Genomic DNA, 21,992 nt, shown 5'->3' on the forward strand with positions numbered 1-21,992 from the left:
ACCTGATTTTCGATTAAAGCAAATAGCCAGTAATTTGACTTGGGTATTCTATAAAAGTGAGCATTCTGTTAATAATCCTTGATTTTATTGAATTTTATGATTGCCTCTTATAAAATGGTAGTTGATTAATAAATATAGAGAGGACTACATTTCATATGTCTTTACCAATCCTTCCAACGATAAGTACAGCCTTCATTGTATTAAGTGCCATCACTGTTGCAATAGGCTGGTATCAAATTAAACAGCGCAAAATCGAGACCCATAAAAAAACCATGATGGCAGCTGCGGTTTTTGCGGTGATCTTTTTCACTATATATCTTTCTCGGACGGTCTTCATTGGTAGTACGTCGTTTGGCGGACCCGATGACATAAAAATTTATTATACGATTTTTTTGATTTTCCATATAACGCTTGCAACAACTGGAGCTGTTTTGGGGATCATCATGCTTACCACTGGGTTTAAAGGTAAATTCGCCATTCATAAAAAAATCGGGCCGGCGACAAGCATTATTTGGTTTTTCACTGGGATTACTGGAGTAGCTGTTTACATCCTGCTTTATGTGATTTATCATGGCGGCGAAACAACATCTTTAATAAAGGCGATCCTAGGATTTTAAAATGACAAAAAAGCCTGGTGCAAAAAAAGCATCAGGCTTTTGTATTGGATACAAAAAAGAGAGCATCACACATGATCCTCTCTCTTTGTACCACTTTTCGCTGACGGCTTTTATAGGCCGTTGAATTGCGTAAGTTCTTCTTTGATTTGAGCGAGGATTTTTTCACTTTGTTTAACTAGTGATGCAGGAAAATCCTCCCCTTCACCATATTCAACTCCGTGTGGATAATAGTGTTTTCCTAATAGAGGAACCATTAATTTGATGACGGCCCTGTGAGCGCCAACATCGCCCTCTGTAGCATAGCCAAGTATTCTCAGGTAAAACGTGCCTTCTTTTAATTCGAACTTACGATCGTAACTTACTCTTTCGTAATCCCATTGTTCTGCTCGTATTAAACCATATTGCGGCATTAGGTCATCTAATCGGTTTAAGTCGGCTGTGATGTTTTCGATTCCAAAGCTTTCAAATTTCACGAGTAGTACCTCCTATGTTTACTATTGAGAATTAAAATGACATACCGGGAAAATATTATGTACATGAATATATTAAAAATCTCCAAGTATGTTTATAATATACCATTTTATCCTATATTTTATAATAGTACGAAATGGTGGAAGTTGCAATGAACTCAACCATGGTATTTTAATCATTCACAAAAGTTCCATTTTTAAAATAAATTTAATGAAGGGGCAGTCTAACGTAAATTAGAAAAATATGATTGAACAGTGATATAATCAGGAAAGAAAGGTTTTTGCATTGGATACATAAATTAGATAGAGAGAGGGAGTGTTCCTCTGCGCAGTTTAGGTAAGGTGTTGGTGTTAATCATTATTTTTTTCGTAATCGGTATTTATCTTAATATCGGCGATGAAGATGAAGGGAACCCCCTTATTGATGGTAACAAAGGTGTTAACCCCAATGGACATATAAATGAAAGAAGCACTTCCTCTGAAAAGGAAGGGGTTACTGAAGTGACAGAAGGTCTGGCAGTAACGATCGGGAAAAATGCAAAAGAGATAGAAAGGGAATACGGTAAGCCGGATCGAATTGATTTGTCTGCCTATGGATATGAATGGTGGGTTTATAAAAAGGACTACAATAATTATTTCCAATTAGCCGTTGAAAATGAAAAAGTGGTATCTGCTTATGGAATCGGTGATGAGGTCAATGTCGCTCCTTTTAAAATTGGACAATCGATTGATGCCATCTATTCCAGTTTATATGTGGAACCAACTGTTGATATTGAAGTTGGTCACAGTTCCTATCGTTTTGAATTGTCGGAGGAAGATATGAACATGAGGCCGTTAATTGATTTAGGGAATATTAATGTTCAGCTTTATTTGGATAAGTTCACTGGTACTGTTTCAAGCATCCGATTCTTGAATGATTCCGCCCTATTGAAACAAAAGCCGTATGAGTTGACCTATCATGGTGAACTTGTGAAAGTTAAGGAACTTTCAGATGAGGACATGGCCAAAGTGGAAGATGGAAATGAGCAGCAAATATTCGATATTACGAATATCATGCGCAGCAGATTTGATTTGGAGCCTTTAGAATGGGATGCCGCTACTGCGGAGGTTGCTTACCTTCATAGCCGGGAAATGAAGGACACCCCTGAAGGAACCCATGTTTCTGAAACAAAGGGGGATTTGGAAAATCGTCTTGATGCAGGTCATGTGAAATACAGGGCGGCAGGTGAAAATATAGCAGCCCATTATGTGGATGCAGCTGCTGTCATGGAAGGTTGGCTAAATAGCAAAGGACATCGGGATGCGATGCTGAACGAGGAATTTACAGGTCTGGGCGTCGGGGTATATAAAAATTATTACACCCAGAATTTCATAAAGAGATAAAAAAACGGACCCGGTTTGGGTCCGTTTCAGTTTGTTGACAAGGGGTTCGGAATTAAAAAATTCCGAACCTTTAATATTCCCTTTGAAATTTGACCAAAGGTTAAGAGATTTGAGCTCTTAGAGCCACTATGTTATGCCATTTTAGGACCTTGCCATGTCCACGTGGCCATCTTCTTTAAATTAATGGCAGCGAAAGTAAGCATTGGCTTGCATCGACAATTTTTTAAGTCCCCTTAAAGTAGTCCAACGCATAACATGCTTTTCTTTTGCATCTGAGAATATACGCTCAATCGTTTCTTTGCGTTTCGCGTATATAGGTTTTATACCTTGATGATGAAGCAATGGTCTGCTTCTTCCACAAATGCTTGCCAGATATGTCGTGTCACTACCTTTTGATGGTCCTTGCTTTCTGTACCGTGATAAATATGAGTATGTTGCACAAATTTGTTTTGGCGATTTGTACTCCCGATAGACCTCTTTATTTGTTGTTGAGGACTTTAAAGTTTTGCACGAAGAGCAAAGGTAACAATCAAAGTGTTCATCGAAACATAAAGAATCCTTCTTTTGTTTGAGGAAGTGTATAGGGTAAAGCAGGTGTGATTACTTTGTTAAATAGGTAGCTTGTAATCGCTGGTGCTTTATAAGCTGCATCTGCGGCAACAGCTTCTCGTTTTCTAACTTTCTCAATCCTAGCTCAACAAGTAGCTTCAAATATGACTGTCATGTGTATTAGCAGTTGTTACAATCGTTCCCAATACAAAACGTTGCTGTGTCTGCTGCCTGCCATAGTTGTTTCAGTTTCTTCAATCCCTTTACGCATGGAACGAATAACGAAGGTATATTGAATGAATGTCAGTTTAACTAAAATAACTGGATCAATACTGCGAGTCCTACCTCTGAATACATATCTTTCACCAAGTCATAATGAAAGTGAAGTCAATCGAAGCCTCCATTTACGAACCAAATGGTTCGCCGGCACCAGTTGATCTAAAGTAATCATTTCAAGTTGTTCTCGTTGAATAGAATGATGTTTCGTAACCATCCTCATCACCTCAAGTTTTAATAGATCTATATTAAAACAAAAAAGACTGTAGGCAAAAGGAGTTCTATCCAAGTTTTTAAACCTAGTTGATTGGAGCGGGTGTGCGAGACTCCTGCGGGAATAGCGAGTCCAAGGGGAGACCCTACAGGCGCAAGTGGGTCGAGGGCGGACCGCCGCGGAAAGCGAGTGCCTGAAGTGGAAATCACCGTCCAAATTTGTACAAGGAAAAAAAATGTAGACAAAACTCGTTTTTCATCGAGTTTGACTACAGTCTGAAACGGACCCGGTTTGGGTCCGTTTTCTTGTTGTGGATCATATTTTAAAAGGTCCCAACCATTTGCATTCCCCTCGATGAGGATCGTTTGCCAATGAAGAATTTTTACATAACGAACTTGGATTCCGCAGTCACGCCCCATTACGTTAGTAAAGGAATTTATGCACTTTTTATCCACCTTTAGCATATGGTGCAATAGGCGATGTCTAAGTGTGAGGTGAGAGTAATGGCAAAAAGAAAGCGGCCCTCCGTGGATGGATTTCGGGAGTTTGTAAAGGAACATCCTCATTTAGTGAATGAAGTGAGAAGCAAACAAGCAACATGGCAGGAACTTTTTGAAGAGTGGTATTTACTCGGAGAAGATCATCCACGCTGGCAGGCTGACGGCAGTGTGGGTGAGTCCAAAGAGAATACAGGATCTCAATCACCGCCGGTTGAAAAGGGAGACCAAAGCACTGAGTTGATCGGTTCGTTAATGAATGCCGTTAAAAACATGGATATGGGGCAGATTCAACAATATATTACGAATGCCAATCAGGCCATCGGTGCAATCCAAGGAGTGCTATCTGCTTTCCAAGGGAATAAATCAGGTGATACCAGTCCTCCCCCAAAAGAAAAAGAGCAGAGAGCTAACCCTTTTTTATTCACCAAAGATTAAGGAGGGTTTTTCATGCGCCAGAATATATATGAATTCATTCAAACAAACGAAGATATGCGAAATTATTTGAGGGTTCAGCCTGCATGGTACAAAAGATTAATGCGTAATCCACATGAAGTGGATGTGTTTGAAACCGAAGCTAAATATTATTTTGAGAAGTCGATTCCACATCGGGTCTCTAAATTTTCGGAAAGCGTTCAGGTTGCCTCAATGATGCTTCATATGTTTCAAGCAATGAATGCTCCAAGTGAATGAAGAAAGTAAGAGTAAATTACTCCTTTTGGCGAACAATAAAGGCAAAAGGGGGACGATGGAATGAGAAAGTTGATATTGGCTCTAACAGTGTTGATGGCAGCGACGGGTTGTGGCAAGAAAATACCTGAACCTGAAAACTCAGGAGTAGCCATACAAGGTGTTTCTACACTAGAGGCTGCCACCACTGTATCGAGCATCCAAAACTCAGATGAGGACTTTCGGGTAAAAACATTTGTAAAAGGCAACTCCGTCTATGTTGAGTGCTACTTGAAAAACTATGGTTTTTCTGAATCAAATCCTGAACAATTGGCAACTGTGTCCGTATTTATTGATAATCAAAAGAAAGTCGATATGAAAACGGCAGCATTTATCGTAAAGGATGTCCCGAATGGCATGCATAAAATAAAGCTGGAGATTTTGAACGGTGCAGGTGAAAAAACAGGGCTGCAAAAAGAGCTTGAGGTACATATCACTTCCTCGATTTAATCAAACCATTAGCATCTAAAAGGGAGAAATGGTAAAATGGTTGTGGAGGTGAGCTTGTTAATGCTTGCTACTATGGAAATCATCGACATTTTACATCAGGCTGATGGATTAGCTGAAATGATCCTTCATTCTGAAATAGGAGAAGAATATCTCCTTAGTTTATATAAATTACAAAACGACAAAGAGGCTCAGGGGATTATTTCCAAGTTTACTTCGCTCAAGGATCTATTTGAAGATGTTCAAAGGTTCGGTAAATATCACCCGGATTATAAACGCATCAATTTAGAAACGAGGCAAGCTAAACGAGACATGGATATGCATCCTGTCGTTGCAAGGTTTAAGCGGGCGGAGACAGAATTGCAATCCGTTCTTGATGAAATAAGCGGAAGAATTGGCCGAGCGGTTTCTGAACAGGTCAAAACCCCGGCTGGGAATCCATTTTTTGTTTCATCCGGCGGATGTTCGACGGGAAGCTGCGGAACCGGGGGAAGTTGCGGGTGCTCTGCTTAAGGTAATGGCCAGATTGGGAACATTCAGGGCCGGTATATAACATGCAGCCATCGAAATTCGACATTACTACGGAGTTCGGTGGCTGTGTCATGTTTGGAACCTCGCCGAGACAGGGGCATGAACCGATGCGTGAACTTTCATCTTACATATTTCGGTTACGTGGCAAAAAGCGATTAACTGCGATATAAAATACAATCCGGACAAAGGTTGCCGCAGCAAAACATCTTTTGCTGCGGTACATAAAAACGATGCCGGAATACATATAAATGTTCTTCCTGCCGTACGAAAATGGTTTCACAATGAAGCTGCTTGCCACGCATTGAAAGGCTTGCGGCTTTTTTTATTAAGAGGGAAAGCTTACCATCATCATTTGGTGCCGGATGATAATGGATATATATAAAGGGGATTCCTGTGAACTTTTTTATCGAAGCATGGGTAATTTCATCATTATCTAATAGATGCACAATAAATTGATGCCAAATTTGGTTTAAATCCATCGTTTGTTTGGCTCCCTTCACAGTGTGTATATTCATAATAGTGAGAGAATTTTGTTTATAATCTTTTTTTCTTGGTTGAAAGTAAAGATTCTGCTATGCTACACTTAGTTAAAACCTTTATAAAAGGGAGTTATTGATATGCTTGGAGCGAGACAGGGAATCATCGTCTATTTACATACATTGAAACAAGCCAAAATGCTTAGGAAATTTGGAAATATCCATTATGTTTCAAAAAAGCTGAAATATGTCGTGCTTTATACGAATATGGATGAAGTGGAACCACTGGTGGAAAAACTGAATAATTATTCGTTCGTTAAAAAGGTGGACCTTTCTTACAAGCCTTTTTTGAAGGTGGAGTTCGAAAACTCCAAACCGGATAAAGCGAAAGAATATGATTATAAAATGGGAATTTGAAAAAAGCTGACTCATGCGGAGTCAGCTTTTTCATTTTCAGGGCAGCAACATCTTTCAGCCTAATGGCGGCAGATATCTATTCATTCGCAAAATGCCGATTAAGTGCTGGTAGTACAACTCGCTTTCTGCAAAGAGCACCGAAGGTTTCACTTCGATTTCAATAATTGGCCTATCCAGTTCCTCAGCCAAGTTCTCAAAAAGCTCATAGCGTTTGTTTTTGGTGGCATGTGGGTTAGGGATACCTTCACGGCAAATGTAAAGCGGCTGGAATTTCCCTGGATCTGTGGGCTCCATGACGATGACCAATGACGTTACCTTTTTATCATTTATGGTAGTATGCATGGCCAATAGCCTTGCAACTCGATGTTTCTGATTGCGGCCTACTTCCAGCAACTCATATATATCGGAATATCCTTGTCCAATTTCAATAAAACGTTGAATCAATTAAACCTCTCCTAACTAACTTATTATTCATTACTTTATCATTATCCCTCATAAAAGAGAAGGACAACTTCATTGACGAATGATGACAAAGGATATTGGGAATAAGTGGTTTATCAATAAAAAAAAGCCCTGCAAAAATATGCAGGGTCCTTCTATGTCTAACTAAGGACCAGAAGGCAAAGGGAGAGGAGAAACCGGAGGAAGAACTTATGGGGAAACGTAAGCCTTCTCCGCGGTTGGCAACAACACCTAAAAAGGAATGTTGTTATTCACATTATTGCCAAAAACCATATTATTATTCAAGATGTAAAAGATTTATAAAAAGAATGGATATCTTCTATCCATGGTACGAAATGATATGTTCTTTTCATCATGGAAATGAAGGCAAATGGGTTTAAATATTGGCTAGCTTTTTCTAATATGTTAGGATAGGAAAGTAACAGAAATTTGTCATAAAATGTGGTGAGAATGATGAGGGTCGTTTCCGGAATTTGCAAAGGAAGACCACTTAAGGCTGTACCGGGTACAGGAACCCGGCCGACTACTGATAAAGTCAAGGAATCCATTTTCAACATGATTGGTCCTTATTTCGAAGGAGGGCTCGTCCTCGACTTGTTTGCCGGAAGCGGTGGACTGGGAATTGAAGCGTTAAGCAGAGGCATGGATAAAGCCATATTTGTCGATCGGGATTTTAAAGCAAATCAAACGGTTAAGGCTAATTTGGAACTATGCAAGTTTTCAGACCGTGCAGAAGTTTATAAAAATGATTCAGAACGTGCATTAAAGGCTTTGGTGAAAAGGGAAATGACTTTTGAATTGATTTTTCTTGATCCACCTTATAAGAAACAAAAGCTAGTCGAGATTCTTGAAGAAATACATAAATACCGATTGCTGAACGATATGGGATACATTGTTTGTGAGCATGGCCATGATGTTACTTTGCCAGAAAAAGTTGGTGACTTTACCGTTAAGAGAAAAGAAGTTTATGGCGTCATTGCCGTTACGATTTATCAATGGGGAAACGTACACGAACAGGGGGAACTATGAATGTCCAAAATAGCGATTTGTCCGGGGAGTTTTGATCCAATAACATTTGGTCATCTTGATATCATTCAAAGGGGAGCGAATGTTTTTGATGAGGTATATGTGGTCATCGTGAACAATTCAGCGAAAAATTCTCTTTTTACAGTGGAAGAGAGACTGGAACTGATTACTGAAGCGACTGCCCATATGCCGAATGTTAAAGTGGATTTCTATCAGGGATTGACGGTCGACTATGCTGAAAGCGTTTCCGCGAATGCCATCATCAGGGGATTGAGGGCGACTTCTGACTTTGAATATGAAATGCAGGGAACTTCGATGAACCGATTCCTTAACAATAAAATAGAGTCATTCTTTATCATGACGAAAAATCAATATTCTTTCTTGAGTTCAAGTATCGTGAAAGAGGTTGCGAAGTATGGCGGGGATATTTCTGAACTAGTGCCAAGTGTCGTCCAGAAAGCTCTGGCCAAAAAATACGAGGAACTGAAAGGATAGAAAAAAGAGCATTGCCAACGGGCAATGCTCTTTTTGGTTTACGAAAGGCCTTTGAATAGCCTTTTGGTAAATATGATGATGTATAGGATCAAAAACACGAGTGTTAGAATGGGACCTATATCAAGCATGCTTTGATATAGGGAATTCGCGTGTTCACCGGATCCGCTGACCGGGAATGCGTTTATCGGGCTGCCGCTGTACATTTTGCCTTTATAGAAAGGTTCCCAAAGCAGGATGGTGATAATGGATGCAAGAAGGCCATGTGCAATCCTGGCCAGAAAAAAGGGAGTGAAACGAATGTCCGTTGCGGCAATGATGCTGGCAACTTGCGCTTGGATGCTGAACCCGTTGAAAGCTAAGATGAAACTTGTCATCACGGTTTGCTGAAAGAGTGTCGCCTCTTCGACCGTGCTGGTTAATTTTGAACCTAGAGTCATTTCAAACATGCCTGATATGAAGGGAAGGCTTAAGGAGTCCGGGAAATTAAAAATATGTAGAATTCCTCCAACCCCAGATGCTAGCAATCCGGTGATGTTCATATGAAATAAAAGCTTGTTCACCACAGAAAAGAGAATGATGAACCCCCCGATCATCAATAGGGTTTGGATGGATGAGAGTACCGCATCTCCAAGTAAACTGCCAAATGGCCTTGTTTCTTTTATTCTGGTACGATGCATTTGACCAAAGGCTTGTCTTATGGAGGGGAGCTTAGTCATTACTTTTGCATGGGATTTTTCTTCTTTCCAACGGTAAAAACGCATGATGATGCCTACACAAATATTTCCTAGGTAGTGGGAAAGGGCAAGGATGATCCCTAAATGAGGGTTGTGGAAAAAACCAACGGCAACGGCAACGAATAGGAACAATGGATTGGATGAATTAGTAAAACAAACGAGTCTTTCAGCTTCAATGCGGGTCAATTGTTCTTCTTGACGAAGCCTTACAGTGAATTTCGCCCCGGCTGGAAACCCTGATGCAAGTCCCATCGCCCAAACGAAACCTCCCACTCCTGGTACACGGAATAGGGGACGCATAAATGGTTCGAGCATGACACCAATGAACCTGACAACCCCAAAACTGATTAATAACTCCGAGAAAATCAAGAAAGGCAGAAGTGAAGGGAATACAATTGTCCACCAAATATTCAGTCCGCCTTTGGAAGCTTCAAAGGATTCTTGGGGGAAGATGATCAAGCCAACTGCCATCATCGTGACGGAGGTAGCTAACAGTACTGTTTTAGATTTTGATTTTAGCAAAATTCAGCCTCCTCTTGAAGGTTACTAAATAAGGGCAGTTCGTTTCGTATATAATAAAATATGAACTTCTTTTTCTCGAAAAGTAAGCGCATGATGGAATAAGGATTGTACCGACATGTAAAGAGGGATGATCCGCACAATGGAATATATCTGCCATGCTTGTTTCACTGTCAATATAAATAATATGCTTCTATAAATCCGTTTAAGACCATAACTTTGAATGAGTGTTATTTCAATATTTTGAACTAGTTAAAGCGGGAGGGATATCTTTGTCGAAACCAAAAGTCGGGCTTGCACTTGGGTCAGGAGGAGCTAGGGGGTTTGCACATATTGGCGTGATAAAGGTATTGCAGCAAGAAGGCATTCCGATAGATATGATTGCTGGAAGCAGCATGGGAGCAATGGTTGCAGCCTTTTATGGAGCGGGGTCGGATATCGAGAGGCTGTATAAGTTGTCCCGTGCATTTAAGCGGAAGTATTATTTGGACTTCACCATACCTAAGATGGGCTTCATTTCGGGTAAGCGGACAAAGGATTTAATCAGGGTATTTACATATGGAAAGAAATTTGAAGAACTTGATATTCCTGTGGCGGTGGTAGCCACTGATATAAAAACGGGGGAAAAGGTCATTTTTCAGGAAGGTCCCATCGCACCGGCTGTAAGGGCAAGCATCTCCATTCCCGGGATTTTCATTCCCGAAAGAATCGGAAACAGACTGCTTGTTGATGGCGGCGTAGTTGACAGGGTTCCTGTTTCAGTTGTGAAAGATATGGGAGCAGACATCATAATTGGTGTGGATGTAGCTCACGTGAAACAGGATATGGAGATAAACTCCATATATGACGTCATCATGCAAAGCCTCGATATCCTGCAAATGGAGCTGGTTAAAAGCAGGGAGTTTGCTTCAGACGTCATGATACGCCCCAGGGTTGAGAAATACAGCTCGAAATCATTTACAAACGTACAGGAAATAATTAGTATTGGAGAAGAAGCAGCAAGAGGTAAGATAGATCAAATTAAGCAGAGCATTGTTACTTGGAAGGAGTCCTTTGAAGATGAGCCGTAAAACGTATGTACGCACTTTCCTGGTTGTGGCTATACTTCTCATAGCATCAGCCCTTTATTCCCTACCTTTTTATGTATCGAAACCAGGAATGGCTAAAGAATTGGAGCCAATCATTGAGGTATCCGGAGGAGATGAAGCGAAAGGAAGCTTTATGTTAACCACTGTAAGGATGGGCCGGGCAAATATATACTCCTACATGATGGCGAAGTGGAGCAAGTATCAGGAGCTTTATCCGGAAACCTCCATCCGAAGCGAAGATGAAACAGATGAAGAATATAATATCAGGCAGCTCCACTTAATGGATGGTTCTAAAAATAATGCCATTAAGATCGCATATGAAAAAGCAGGGAAAGGAGTTGAATACGAGTACCTGGGTGTATATGTTTTGGACGTGCTAAAAGGAATGCCGGCAGCAAAAGAGCTGAAGGCGGGCGATCAAATCATTCAAGTTGATGATGTTAAATTCAAGTCTGCACAGGAATTCATGGACTATATTAACGAAAAGAAGGCCGGAGATGAAGTTAAAATAGTCTATAAGCGGGAAGAGACAGAGAAAACGGCCGTTCTTTCATTACAGCCTTTTAAAAATGACCCAAATAGGGTAGGAATCGGCATTTCGCTGGATGACAATCGAAGAGTGAACACAAAACCGGCGATTGCCATAGATTCAGAACATATAGGCGGTCCTTCGGCTGGTTTAATGTTTTCGTTGGAAATTTATAATCAATTAACGAAAGGCGATCTTACAAGTGGATATGACATAGCGGGTACGGGCACGATGTCTGATGATGGGTCAGTCGGTCCAATTGGCGGAATTCAACAGAAAATTGTTGCAGCCGATAAGTCTGGAGCCGAAATATTCTTTGCCCCGAATGAAAATGGAGCAGCGGGTTCGAATTATGAAGATGCACTCATTGCAGCAAAGGATATTGACACTGACATGAAGATCGTACCGGTTGACAACTTTGAAGATGCAGTAGCCTATTTAACGAAGCTAAATGGAAAAGGAAAATGAAAAAAAGCGCAGGCAGTCATCTACTGTCTGCGCTTTTTTTCATGATTAGCTTTTTACACTTAAGGATGAAAACGGCCAAGCTTGACTCCCTTTTCATTTGAAAATGATGGGAGATTCATATTCACGTTTCATCAATGCAGCTTGATGCGGCTCGGGCAAGCCCAGGGCATACACCTGTGCTGCTCGCAAGTCCGAATCGATGTCCTGCTTCCGATAGGACGAAAGTTTAGAGATGAGCGGGAGGGGCAAGCCTTTTTTTACAGAACGAAGATATTCTTGCCCCCGGCCATTCATGCCAAGAAGTCTGATATAGGCCGGTTGGTCATTATGAATTACCTGTTCCTTGAATGTATGCGTCAATATATGGACACACATCCGCTGCAGCCGTGTCCATGTGTAGCGTTTTGTCTTCAGCGCTGCCATGAATCCAGAAAAGCTCGAAGATTGTTTGGCCATCTCCTTCATTCGGTGCTCTATGCCTTCCTCAACTTCGTATATTCCTGCCAATTCGGTTAAAGAGGAAGATAGGATACGGTATTTCAACATGGGCCAATACATTTCCCAGTCATGCAAGGCATGGTAGCGTGTTAAATATTGCTCAAGGCCACTCATCGTCGCTTGAGGAATATAACTGGAAACAGAATGTAATTCCTGGTGTTCATGGATGGCTTTACGTATCCCCGTTGCGCTGGCAATAGGGTCTTTGGACAACTTTGTTTCATGGTACCCTGCAGCGACCCTTTGAATCGTATAAGGGCGAATGGAGTAGCCGTTTGAAAGGGCAGCACTTACATATTCTTTTCCAAGGATATTATTCGGCTTCGTCAAATCCAATGCCGCATCACCATGGATGATTGAACGATAAGCCTGGGCAGCACTTGACGGATAACTATTACCGGCATCCATGGCCGATTTGATTGCGGCATCGAATGCAGCGGAATTTTCCGAAAGGATTTTGTGGGCGATGATGAATGGTTCAATTTTGCCATCCTCGCTTCCGAAGCAAAAAGAGTCACAGCCTAGCGATTCCAAAAGAGCAATAGATCCTTTTGCAAATATTTCAGCCTTCTGTGTCGCGAAAGCATATGGCAGCTCAATGACAAGATCAATGCCGCCATTCAAGGCCATTTCGGCGCGTGTCCACTTGCTGACGATAGCTGGCTCGCCACGCTGTAAGAAGGGCCCGCTCATAACAGCGACAACGACATCTGCCCCTGTTTTTTCTCTACTTTCTCTTGCATGTAAAACATGTCCATTGTGAAAAGGGTTATATTCGACTACTAAACCGCAAGCTTTCATTCGTTCACCTCAGAGAAAAACTTTGTATTTTATCAACTTAGTGCTAAAATAGTATTTCAAGTAAAATTACTATAAGTAATCGTCTGGATTTTTTGTTAGAAATGATTCATAAAACTTAGACAATCAGTTAGGATGACTACATTATAGTGTAAAGAAAAAATATTGACAAACTTATAATTGAAAGCTATAATTATTTTTGTTGCCTTGAGGTGATTTCATTTGAAATGGACGATTAGTCAACTTCAAAAAATTCGGGACAAAGATTTACGGTTTGATGAACTGGTGGATGTCTTGGACATTAGAGAAAGAGACCCGCAAATTCGCGATGTTTCTCCGATCAGAGTAGAAGGAAGAGCTGATATCAGCTCGACCGAGATTACTTTTCACTTGCATCTTTCAGGTGAATTAACATTACCTTGCTCCCGTACACTGGTAGACGTTAAATATCCGATTGATATTGATACAAAGGAAACCTTTCTTTTAAAGGCAGATGGCACAGATTTCTACGGAGATGATGTCACTGTTGTGGAAGGCGACGTTGTAGACCTAATACCGGTAATTAAAGAAAATTTATTGCTAGAAATTCCGATGCAGGTTTTTTGTGAGGATGTCGATTCGAATGAAGCTGCTCCTCAATCTGGGAAAGACTGGGCTGTTATTTCCGAAGAGGAAAATGAGCATAAGGTTGATCCGAGATTTGCAAAGCTTGCCGACTTTTTTGACAACAATAAAGAATCTTGATTGGAACGAAAAATCGTTAATCCGATTTTTCCAGCTTTTTTATATTTTTTAAGGAGGTGGGAATAATGGCTGTACCTTTTAGAAGAACGTCGAAAACTGTAAAAAGAAAACGTCGTACACACTTCAAGCTTCAAGTACCTGGTATGGTAGAATGCCCGAGCTGTGGTGGAATGACTCTTTCACATCACGTTTGTAAAGAATGTGGAACATATAAAGGAAAAGAAGTTGTCGCAAAATAATTTCTTGACCTACTTGAGAGCTTAGCTCTCTTGATGCAACACGCTAATCAAAGCGCAGGGATTTTTCTCTGTGCTTTTTTTACAAATACATTTGGCAGAATATTTTGAATCATTCGCGTTTGCCGATGATTTTGGAGAAGGTGTTTACATGGATCAGGTGATTGAAGTTGAAAAGAGTAAACGCGGTTTCATGAAGCTCCTATTTAATAGACCGGAGAAAAGGAATGCCGTGAATTATCAGCTGATGGACGAACTTGAGTCGATATTATCGGAAGCTGCATGCGATGATGAAGTTAAGTTGCTGGTCCTGACCGGGACGGGCTCTGAGGCGTTCTGTTCAGGCGGGGATCTAAGGGAATTTCAGGATTTGCATACAGAAGAAGAGGCCTTTGCTATGTTATCGAAAATGGGTGAAATTCTGTATAAACTAGCAGTTTTCCCAAAACCGACAATAGCGCTAATCAATGGAAGTGCTTTCGGCGGCGGATGCGAAATAGCGACAGCTTGTGATTTCAGGTTATCAAAGAGGGAAGCTAGGCTAGGGTTTGTACAAGGTACTCTAGGAATAACGACTGGCTGGGGCGGAGCTTCGCTTTTACTTGAAAAAATACCAGAGCAAAAAGCGCTAAAGCTATTATTGGATGCAAAAGTACATAAAGCTGAGGAAGCGAAGGAACTTGGTTTCGTAGATGAGATAGTCGGAGAAGGTACGGATGGATGGGAATGGTTTGCGGAAGATTTTCTTCGCCATGAGACAGGGGTATTGATGGCCTATAAACGATTGCTGGTACATAAATGGCAGGATAGCGGGCTTAAAGGAAGAATGGATGCGGAAATCCGGGAATGTTCCAAACTGTGGGCGAGTGATGAGCATCATGCTGCAGTCGAGCGTTTTCTAAATAAGAAAAAATAAATATTACACGCTCTATATATCTTCTATCTTTCCTAGCATGTGCATATTATGAATTAAAACTTGCTAAGGAGGTAGAGAGATGACGATTGCGAGACAAGATGCATGGACTCATGATGAGGATCTGTTGTTGGCTGAAGTGGTACTGAGGCATATACGGGAAGGCAGTACACAATTAAAGGCGTTTGAAGAAGTGGGGAAACAGTTATCGAGGACATCTGCTGCTTGTGGGTTCCGTTGGAATTCATTTGTGAGGAAGCAATATAAATCAGGGATAGAGCTGGCGAAAAAGCAAAGGAAAGAACAGGTAGTCAATAATCCTGAAGTGGAAAGGGATTCGATTGCAACGGTCGAAAATGTCACGATTGAAGAAATAACGCCCGAGCATGAAGATAAAGAATCTATTACCCTTCAGGAAGTTATATTATATTTAACCAAAATGGATGAATTCTTTCAGCTTGATAATAAAGAAAAAGAACGGATTTCTGAGCGTTCCCTATTTCTTGAACGGGAAAATGTCCGATTACTGGAAGAGAATGTCCTGCTTAAGGAAAACCTGAAAGCTGTTGAGGAAGATTATCGTGCGTTAATGCAGATCATGGAGCGCGCAAGAAAACTTAGTGTCCAGGAGGACGAAAAGGCGAATCCGAAGGTGAGCTTCCAAATGGATAAGAATGGTAATTTGGAAAGGGTCAATAAATAAAAAATGCGGGTGGGAAAATCCGCCCGCATTTTCTTGATGCTTCCTTATTCTTGTGTATCTATTTCTTTCTTATCTTGTACGTCAAATGGGCTCCAAATCAGAGGGTTTTCTCCGAGGTCCCTGTCCAAATCATAGGAAACAGCAGAAAAACCCATCTTTTTCCAAAAGTCTTGTGAATGGACTCTTGGGTTAGTTTTGATAGGCATGTTCAGGCTTTTGGCGAATTCGACCAAAGCTCTTCCATACCCTTTTTTCTGATAGTTAGGCAGGACTTCAAGTTTCCAAAGAACAAGGAAATCCCTGGAATTGTCAAAATACTGGTCGAATTTAGCGCTTCTTTTATAAAGGCTCATTCGAGCTACAAGTTTATCGCCATAAAAGATTCCGTAAAAAGGTGATTGGCTGTCATTTTCAATGATGTTACCTTCTAAATCATCTAGCATGGACAGTTCCTGTATCCCGTATTCTTTGAATTTTTTGAATTCCTCAAGCGTTTTAAAATTTACAAGTAATCGTTCAACCTTGTATTCCATAAAAAAGCTCCCCCTTAATTCTGATAAACCTCTTCCGATAGTACCCTTTGAAAGTCATCCCACTGATCTTTGCCATGTGGAATTTCAACTTAGGTTAAATCTAGTATGACATCATCGACTTATCCTAGCTTACTAAATGCTTATAGCCTTTTATTCCCCGCCCTTTTCCCTTCAATTTCTTTTGGGGTGAGTTTGGAGTTATCTTTTGTTTCTGTAAAGTCTTCAAAATGGCTAAGCTTTTCGTATCTAATATACCATTAAATTAACACTTAAAGAAGAAAATATTATATCTTCAATGGCGTATTAATCATTCTTTCCGCTGGTATTTTATGACGAGCCATCGTTAATGGCAGTTCCGTCGTTTCATTCAATCGGAATGGCTGTGTTTTCCAACGATGGGAAAATTCGTGCAGGCTAAAAAAGATAATGTGATAAAATAGTAAATATATTTCAAAAAGTAAGGAAGGTTATCATGAGAATTGGAATCATTGGCGGAGGGGCCATAGGGCTGCTGTTTGCGTCCCGTTTAAGTGAAAAGCATAATGTGACTCTCTATACCCATACTGCGGATCAGGCGTCCATCATCCAACGTGATGGAATCCGTCTTATTGCGGATGGTGAAAGCCGACTGCAGACGGGCATCATGTCCAAGGGGCTGGATGAAGGGATATCGGATGTGGATCTTCTTATAGTGGCCGTCAAGCAATATCACCTGCCGCAAATACTGCCTAGGATCAAAGATTTTCAGGTTCCATTGCTATTCTTGCAGAATGGCTATGGGCATATTTCTTATTTAAAGCAGCTTCAATCCCCGACCATATATGTGGGGGTAGTGGAGCATGGAGCATTGAAACATGATGGGAATACCGTGGAGCATACGGGACTGGGCATGACAAGAATCGCTTCCTTTAGCGGGGAACTTGAGCAACTATCGCTAGTGAATGAAAGGATCGATCATTTTCCTTTTACGAAGAGTGAAGATTTTCACTCGATGCTGATGGATAAGCTTGTCGTCAATGCGGTGATAAATCCATTAACGGCGATACTTGGTGTGGAAAATGGCGGTTTAATCACTAACTCTTTTTACTACCAATTATTTCAAGAGCTTTTTGAAGAAATCTCCGGTATTTTGGAAGTTCAAAATAAGGATGAGTCATTTGAACATGTTAAAGCCGTTTGCATCGCAACTGCGGAAAATCGATCTTCCATGCTAAAAGATTTAGAAAATGGCCGTAAAACGGAAATTGATGCCATTTTGGGTCATATCCTCTTGGAGGCAAAGAGTAAAGGGAAAAGTGATTGCCTGACGTCTTCTCTATATAAGATGGTCAAAGGAAAAGAGTCTCAGGGGGGATGAGGATGTGCCGTACGTAGTTTCAAGCTTTGCCGCGATATTTATTACCTTGCCTTTCGTAGGGTATATACTTTTTTTTATAGGTGCCAAACAATTCACTGGAAACCATCGGCGCTCCGTTCAATTTGCAATGGACATGAGTACGCTGCTGTTCGTATTATCCGTCCATTATTTGATCATTACGATCTGGGATATGCAAATTATTTGGGTGATCATGCTCATCATGCTCATCAACGCATTCGTGGTGGTTCTTGTCCATTACAAGGTAAAAGAAGAAATCATTTTCCATAAGGTATTAAAGGGTTTTTGGAGAGTGAACTTCGCCTTTTTTTTCGTGGCTTACCTTCTATTGTTTTCCATTGGAATAATTACAAGTATTACGAAGATATTGACTACATAACATAGAACATCGCATCAATTTTCTGCTGCTGGGCAACTTCTTTTGTTTTCTTAAACCGGAATGTTATACTCTAAAAAGAATTGTAGTTGCAGAGAAAGGGAGAACAGAAATGGAGATGAAAGATCTCGCGTTACCATCTTTAAACCGTTTTGCATCGGACTATTTACAAAACCGTCTTGAAACGGAGGATTATTTTCACTATGACTTGTCTAAGCCTGACATTTATCACAATAGATATGAAGAATTGATGAACCGCTCTTTTTCACGTGATGAATTGTCGGATTACATACAACAATACATGTCTCGACTTTCATTCAGTGAGGCAGTTAAGGGTAATATTGGAAGGCTGCGCAGGGATGATTCCGTTGTTGTGATTGGAGGACAGCAGGCTGGGTTATTATCAGGGCCGCTGTATACCATTCATAAAGTGATATCGATCATTAAGCTTGCGGAAGAACAGGAAAAAAAACTGGGGCAGCCAGTCATTCCGGTTTTTTGGATAGCTGGAGAAGATCATGATTTGGCTGAGGTCAATCATGTTTATGTTATGAAAAACGGAAAACCCGATAAAAAAACGTATCCTTCCTACCAGCCATATAAAACAATGGTTTCTGATGTGGAGCTGGAAACGGAAAAGGCAGAGAAGTGGCTTGAGGAAATCATTGAAACTTATGGAGAAACGGAATTTACGAACAAACTCCTGATTGATATGAAGGAAACCATTAAGAGATCGAATACCTTCGTCGATTTCTTCGCCGAGCTGATTCATGAATGGTTCAAAGAATATGGCCTTTTACTAGTCGATGCCGGAGATCCGGATTTAAGGCGAATTGAGAAGGCATACTTTGAATCGATGGTCAATGAAAGTGGACGGATTGCTGAAGTGGTCGAGGAACAGCAATCATTCATGCATGCGAAAGGGTATGCAAAAATGATTGAAATGGATAAACGCGCCGCTAATTTATTTTATTATGATCCAGAAAAAAAAGATCGATGTTTACTCGAACGTGTAGAAGGCGGTTTCAGCGGAAAAAACGGTGAGGTATCATTTACAGGGGAAGAACTCTTGCAGATAGCCAGAAATCATCCAGAACGATTAAGCAACAATGTCATTACACGCCCGCTCATGCAGGAAATGCTTTTCCCTGTATTGGCATTCGTTTCTGGGCCAGGGGAAATAGCCTATTGGGCAGAATTAAAAAAGGTGTTTGAGTTGTTTTCCATGAAGATGCCGCCAATCATTCCTAGGTTGAATATCACGCTGGTGGAGCGGAGTATCCAAAGCGACCTTGAAGAAATGGAACTCAGTTTGGAAACTGTTCTGACTGAAGGAACCGCTAATGCTGTGGAAAGTTACCTTGATTCCGTTAAAGATGAAACGATTGACACCCTGTTCGGGACGTTGAAATCACAGCTTGAAGAGAACCACGAAAAGCTTTTTGTCCACGCTGTCTCTTTGGATAGGGGGCTCGAGCCCATGTTGAACAAGAACATTGAATTCATTCAAAAGCAATTGAATTTCATGTATGGCAAAATCGGTGACCGTACAAAGGAACGACATTCGGTCATCTTGAAAAAATATGATCGGGTAGCAAATTCGCTGTACCCTCTCGAATCACCCCAGGAGAGGATTTGGAATGTGTTTTATTACTTGAATCAATATGGGCCAGAGCTCGTAAGGGATATGATGAAACTGGACTATCGCTTCAATAATCAGCATAAATTGATTTTCATTTAGAAAAACCATCCGTTTTGGCGGAAAGTGGCGGGTAGATCATTTTGAATATGGTTGCCACAAACCAATCCTGATGGAGGGATTGAAATGTGAAAAAAGACAGGTGCTAAAGCCTGTCTTTTTTTCTGTTTCTGAGTACTTGTCAGGCGGGGCTTCGACAGTAATGGTGGGCCTGCGTCTTAGTTTGAGTGCATTCGAGGGAAATGCACGTTTCTTTGAATAATTTGGCTAAATAAACTTAATAAGAAAAGAAGGTAATTTTTACTTGGAAGGAGAAAGTAAAAACAAGTGGAGAAAGGTGGGGGAATGTGGTACATTGAGATTAGAATGTGGGGGTAGTGGGTATGTTCATGGGAGAGTACCATCATAACATCGATATAAAGGGCCGTTTGATAGTCCCGGTGAAATTCAGGGAAAATCTCGGGGAGCAATTTGTCCTTACCCGCGGACTTGATCAATGTTTATTTGGTTACCCTATGGAAGAGTGGAAGCTGCTAGAAGAAAAGCTGAAAGCCCTGCCTTTAACAAAAAAAGATGCCCGAGCCTTTACCCGTTTTTTCTTTTCTGCAGCTACAGAATGCGAAATTGATAAACAAGGGCGAATTAATATCCCCACGCCGCTTACTTCATATGGCCAATTGGAAAAAGAATGTGTAATTCTTGGTGTTACCAATCGTATTGAGATTTGGAGCAAATCCCTTTGGGAAAACTATTTTTCAGCTTCGGAGGATTCTTTCGCTGAGATAGCAGAAAATATGATTGGCTTTGATATTTAAGGCTGCCCTCAGAAATAGAGTCACTCAATAACCGATTGGAAGGATGTCTAGCATGTTTCAACATACAACAGTGTTATTAAAAGAGACGGTTGATGGATTGAACATCAAACCTGATGGAATTTATGTGGATTGTACTTTAGGAGGAGCCGGTCACAGCGAATACTTACTTTCACAGCTCTCTGACAAGGGCAGGCTTTATGCTTTTGATCAGGACGAAACGGCGATTCGGAATGCTAAGGAAAAATTGGAAAGCTATGGCGAACGTATTGTTCTTGTTCCTAATAATTTTAAATACTTAAAAGAAGAGTTGAATGCCCGGGGAATCGAGAAAGTGGACGGGATCCTTTATGATTTAGGTGTGTCATCCCCGCAATTGGATACACCGGAGCGTGGTTTCAGCTATAACCATGATGCACCATTGGATATGAGGATGGACCAAAATGCAGCCATTTCTGCCTATGATGTCGTGAATACTTGGTCATTCCATGATTTGCTGAGAATTTTCTTCCAATATGGAGAAGAAAAGTTTTCGAAACAAATTGCCAGGAAAATTGAAGCGGCACGTGAAATAAAACCGATTGAAACGACGTTCGAACTTGTGGAATTAATTAAGGATGGGATACCGGCCCCGGCAAGACGTAAAGGCGGACACCCTGCGAAACGAGTGTTCCAAGCAATAAGGATCGCTGTGAATGACGAACTTGGTGTCTTTGAAGATTCCCTGGAGCAGGCCATTTCGCTTTTGGATAAAGAGGGAAGAATATCTGTCATTACATTCCATTCGCTCGAAGATAGAATTTGTAAAACGGTATTTAAAAAGGCCAGTAGCATGCCGGATCTTCCGCCTGGACTTCCAGTTATCCCGGATGAATTCAAACCAACTATGAAAATACTTACGAGAAAACCGATTTTACCTTCAGAAGAAGAATTGGAAGGGAATAATCGTTCCCGGTCGGCTAAGCTAAGAATCGCCGAAAAGCAATGATTACAGAAAAATATCAGTGAGGGGGAACATGAATGAGTTCCATAGCCAAAAAAGTACAAGAACAGCAATATGAAGACCAACAGCAGCAACAGGCACAGCAAACAGTGGTCATCCGTAAAGCGAAGATATCCATTGGTGAAGTTTTCTTACTATGTGCCCTTGCTATCATGGTTACCTTCATAGGAGTGAAAATAGTCTCTACTCAAGCGGCCATCTATGAAACGAATAAAGAGATCCAGCTAGTGGAAACGTCGATTGAAGAACAGGGTAAAGTGAATGATGATTTGAAAGTGCAGGTTGCTGAACTTAGTACATACGAGAGAATTTGGAAAAAAGCTGCAGCGCTAGGGTTCAAGTTAAATGAGAATAATGTGAAGGGTGTGCAGTGAT

The 21,992-nt window shown here is 40.9% G+C and carries 28 protein-coding genes and 1 pseudogene; 21 read left to right on the forward strand and 8 right to left on the reverse strand.

Translation table 11 applies throughout. The features are described 5' to 3' along the window. Positions 1-155: 155 nt before the first annotated feature. Positions 156-617 carry a DUF420 domain-containing protein gene (locus AC0VX1_RS07735; protein WP_057278459.1) on the forward strand — a complete coding sequence of 154 codons (462 nt, stop codon included), beginning with the start codon at positions 156-158 and terminating at the stop codon, positions 615-617. A 110-nt stretch (positions 618-727) separates the two neighbouring features. On the opposite strand, the gene AC0VX1_RS07740 is transcribed toward AC0VX1_RS07735, so the two are convergent. Further along, positions 728-1,090 (reverse strand): YugN family protein, encoded by a 363-nt coding sequence (locus AC0VX1_RS07740; protein ID WP_034313973.1) that lies wholly within the window; start codon positions 1,088-1,090, stop codon positions 728-730. A gap of 345 nt (positions 1,091-1,435) precedes the next feature. Here AC0VX1_RS07740 and AC0VX1_RS07745 point away from each other — a divergent pair, with 345 nt between their 5' ends. Further along, entirely contained in the window at positions 1,436-2,470 is a 1,035-nt protein-coding gene (locus tag AC0VX1_RS07745; RefSeq protein ID WP_413024586.1) for a CAP domain-containing protein, read from the forward strand. A 180-nt stretch (positions 2,471-2,650) separates the two neighbouring features. On the opposite strand, the gene AC0VX1_RS07750 is transcribed toward AC0VX1_RS07745, so the two are convergent. Next, positions 2,651-3,064, reverse strand: a complete 414-nt coding sequence (locus tag AC0VX1_RS07750) for a transposase (RefSeq protein ID WP_475471732.1) — start codon at positions 3,062-3,064, stop codon at positions 2,651-2,653. Between the two features lie 187 nt (positions 3,065-3,251). Beyond that, positions 3,252-3,512 (reverse strand): annotated as a pseudogene (locus AC0VX1_RS07755) (transposase); the annotation flags it as partial. Between the two features lie 500 nt (positions 3,513-4,012). On the opposite strand from AC0VX1_RS07755, the gene AC0VX1_RS07760 reads away from it, so the two are divergent. From AC0VX1_RS07760 to AC0VX1_RS07775, 4 genes are read left to right on the forward strand one after another with little or no spacing between them, the layout of a single operon-like run. Beyond that, on the forward strand, positions 4,013-4,444 hold the full coding sequence (locus AC0VX1_RS07760; RefSeq protein WP_475470642.1) for a YlbD family protein: 432 nt from the start codon (positions 4,013-4,015) through the stop codon (positions 4,442-4,444). Positions 4,445-4,456: 12 nt separating this feature from the next. Then, positions 4,457-4,699 carry a YlbE-like family protein gene (locus AC0VX1_RS07765; RefSeq protein ID WP_034313959.1) on the forward strand — a complete coding sequence of 81 codons (243 nt, stop codon included), beginning with the start codon at positions 4,457-4,459 and terminating at the stop codon, positions 4,697-4,699. 60 nt (positions 4,700-4,759) lie between these two features. After that, on the forward strand, positions 4,760-5,185 hold the full coding sequence (locus AC0VX1_RS07770; protein WP_057278458.1) for a hypothetical protein: 426 nt from the start codon (positions 4,760-4,762) through the stop codon (positions 5,183-5,185). Positions 5,186-5,245: 60 nt separating this feature from the next. After that, the gene (locus AC0VX1_RS07775; protein ID WP_230134904.1) at positions 5,246-5,695 is read left to right on the forward strand and encodes a YlbF/YmcA family competence regulator; all 450 of its coding nucleotides are present in this window, start codon (positions 5,246-5,248) and stop codon (positions 5,693-5,695) included. A gap of 173 nt (positions 5,696-5,868) precedes the next feature. Here AC0VX1_RS07775 and AC0VX1_RS07780 read toward each other — a convergent pair whose 3' ends face one another. Then, positions 5,869-6,192, reverse strand: a complete 324-nt coding sequence (locus AC0VX1_RS07780) for a hypothetical protein (RefSeq protein WP_413021523.1) — start codon at positions 6,190-6,192, stop codon at positions 5,869-5,871. A gap of 138 nt (positions 6,193-6,330) precedes the next feature. On the opposite strand from AC0VX1_RS07780, the gene AC0VX1_RS07785 reads away from it, so the two are divergent. Further along, positions 6,331-6,606, forward strand: a complete 276-nt coding sequence (locus AC0VX1_RS07785) for a YlbG family protein (RefSeq protein ID WP_048684554.1) — start codon at positions 6,331-6,333, stop codon at positions 6,604-6,606. 54 nt (positions 6,607-6,660) lie between these two features. Here the strand turns inward: AC0VX1_RS07785 and AC0VX1_RS07790 are convergent, their stop codons facing one another. Continuing rightward, positions 6,661-7,050, reverse strand: a complete 390-nt coding sequence (locus AC0VX1_RS07790; protein ID WP_063576924.1) for a DUF7147 family protein — start codon at positions 7,048-7,050, stop codon at positions 6,661-6,663. Positions 7,051-7,521: 471 nt separating this feature from the next. Here AC0VX1_RS07790 and rsmD point away from each other — a divergent pair, with 471 nt between their 5' ends. Beyond that, positions 7,522-8,097 (forward strand): 16S rRNA (guanine(966)-N(2))-methyltransferase RsmD, encoded by a 576-nt coding sequence (gene rsmD, locus AC0VX1_RS07795; protein ID WP_034313946.1) that lies wholly within the window; start codon positions 7,522-7,524, stop codon positions 8,095-8,097. Then, entirely contained in the window at positions 8,098-8,589 is a 492-nt protein-coding gene (gene coaD, locus AC0VX1_RS07800; protein WP_034313942.1) for a pantetheine-phosphate adenylyltransferase, read from the forward strand. A 38-nt stretch (positions 8,590-8,627) separates the two neighbouring features. On the opposite strand, the gene ylbJ is transcribed toward coaD, so the two are convergent. Further along, a complete protein-coding gene (ylbJ, locus tag AC0VX1_RS07805; protein WP_057278456.1) occupies positions 8,628-9,845 on the reverse strand; it encodes a sporulation integral membrane protein YlbJ in 1,218 nt (405 codons plus the stop codon). Between the two features lie 269 nt (positions 9,846-10,114). Between ylbJ and AC0VX1_RS07810 the strand changes: the two genes are divergently transcribed. Both AC0VX1_RS07810 and AC0VX1_RS07815 read left to right on the forward strand, forming a co-directional pair. After that, complete coding sequence (locus tag AC0VX1_RS07810; RefSeq protein WP_034313939.1) at positions 10,115-10,912, forward strand: patatin-like phospholipase family protein; 798 nt, start codon at positions 10,115-10,117, stop codon at positions 10,910-10,912. Next, on the forward strand, positions 10,902-11,927 hold the full coding sequence (locus tag AC0VX1_RS07815) for a SepM family pheromone-processing serine protease (RefSeq protein WP_475470646.1): 1,026 nt from the start codon (positions 10,902-10,904) through the stop codon (positions 11,925-11,927). The genes AC0VX1_RS07810 and AC0VX1_RS07815 overlap by 11 nt, the downstream gene beginning before the upstream one ends. Positions 11,928-12,020: 93 nt before the next feature. On the opposite strand, the gene AC0VX1_RS07820 is transcribed toward AC0VX1_RS07815, so the two are convergent. Then, on the reverse strand, positions 12,021-13,226 hold the full coding sequence (locus tag AC0VX1_RS07820) for a nucleotidyltransferase (RefSeq protein ID WP_095678869.1): 1,206 nt from the start codon (positions 13,224-13,226) through the stop codon (positions 12,021-12,023). A 219-nt stretch (positions 13,227-13,445) separates the two neighbouring features. On the opposite strand from AC0VX1_RS07820, the gene AC0VX1_RS07825 reads away from it, so the two are divergent. From AC0VX1_RS07825 to AC0VX1_RS07840, 4 genes are all read left to right on the forward strand, one after another. Further along, positions 13,446-13,967, forward strand: a complete 522-nt coding sequence (locus AC0VX1_RS07825; RefSeq protein ID WP_034313932.1) for a YceD family protein — start codon at positions 13,446-13,448, stop codon at positions 13,965-13,967. A gap of 65 nt (positions 13,968-14,032) precedes the next feature. Continuing rightward, the gene (rpmF, locus tag AC0VX1_RS07830) at positions 14,033-14,206 is read left to right on the forward strand and encodes a 50S ribosomal protein L32 (protein WP_034313929.1); all 174 of its coding nucleotides are present in this window, start codon (positions 14,033-14,035) and stop codon (positions 14,204-14,206) included. 70 nt (positions 14,207-14,276) lie between these two features. After that, positions 14,277-15,119 carry an enoyl-CoA hydratase/isomerase family protein gene (locus tag AC0VX1_RS07835; RefSeq protein ID WP_475470649.1) on the forward strand — a complete coding sequence of 281 codons (843 nt, stop codon included), beginning with the start codon at positions 14,277-14,279 and terminating at the stop codon, positions 15,117-15,119. A gap of 79 nt (positions 15,120-15,198) precedes the next feature. Continuing rightward, positions 15,199-15,819 (forward strand): RsfA family transcriptional regulator, encoded by a 621-nt coding sequence (locus AC0VX1_RS07840; protein ID WP_034313926.1) that lies wholly within the window; start codon positions 15,199-15,201, stop codon positions 15,817-15,819. Positions 15,820-15,863: 44 nt separating this feature from the next. Here the strand turns inward: AC0VX1_RS07840 and AC0VX1_RS07845 are convergent, their stop codons facing one another. Further along, on the reverse strand, positions 15,864-16,352 hold the full coding sequence (locus AC0VX1_RS07845; RefSeq protein ID WP_034313924.1) for an N-acetyltransferase: 489 nt from the start codon (positions 16,350-16,352) through the stop codon (positions 15,864-15,866). 472 nt (positions 16,353-16,824) lie between these two features. Here AC0VX1_RS07845 and AC0VX1_RS07850 point away from each other — a divergent pair, with 472 nt between their 5' ends. The 6 genes from AC0VX1_RS07850 (at position 16,825) to ftsL (ending at position 21,991) form a co-directional block, all read left to right on the forward strand. After that, the gene (locus AC0VX1_RS07850; RefSeq protein WP_475470652.1) at positions 16,825-17,709 is read left to right on the forward strand and encodes a 2-dehydropantoate 2-reductase; all 885 of its coding nucleotides are present in this window, start codon (positions 16,825-16,827) and stop codon (positions 17,707-17,709) included. A 4-nt stretch (positions 17,710-17,713) separates the two neighbouring features. Further along, positions 17,714-18,106 carry a DUF3397 domain-containing protein gene (locus tag AC0VX1_RS07855; protein ID WP_413021517.1) on the forward strand — a complete coding sequence of 131 codons (393 nt, stop codon included), beginning with the start codon at positions 17,714-17,716 and terminating at the stop codon, positions 18,104-18,106. A 109-nt stretch (positions 18,107-18,215) separates the two neighbouring features. Then, entirely contained in the window at positions 18,216-19,844 is a 1,629-nt protein-coding gene (gene bshC, locus AC0VX1_RS07860; RefSeq protein ID WP_336058904.1) for a bacillithiol biosynthesis cysteine-adding enzyme BshC, read from the forward strand. Positions 19,845-20,185: 341 nt separating this feature from the next. Next, on the forward strand, positions 20,186-20,617 hold the full coding sequence (mraZ, locus tag AC0VX1_RS07865) for a division/cell wall cluster transcriptional repressor MraZ (protein ID WP_034313914.1): 432 nt from the start codon (positions 20,186-20,188) through the stop codon (positions 20,615-20,617). Positions 20,618-20,669: 52 nt separating this feature from the next. After that, positions 20,670-21,602: a 16S rRNA (cytosine(1402)-N(4))-methyltransferase RsmH gene (gene rsmH / locus AC0VX1_RS07870; RefSeq protein WP_475470654.1), complete on the forward strand. Its 933-nt coding sequence runs from the start codon at positions 20,670-20,672 to the stop codon at positions 21,600-21,602. Positions 21,603-21,634: 32 nt separating this feature from the next. Then, positions 21,635-21,991, forward strand: a complete 357-nt coding sequence (gene ftsL, locus AC0VX1_RS07875) for a cell division protein FtsL (RefSeq protein ID WP_475470656.1) — start codon at positions 21,635-21,637, stop codon at positions 21,989-21,991. The last annotated feature ends 1 nt before the right edge of the window (position 21,992 follow it).

The organism is Peribacillus sp. QJM3NY_7 (assembly GCF_056173225.1).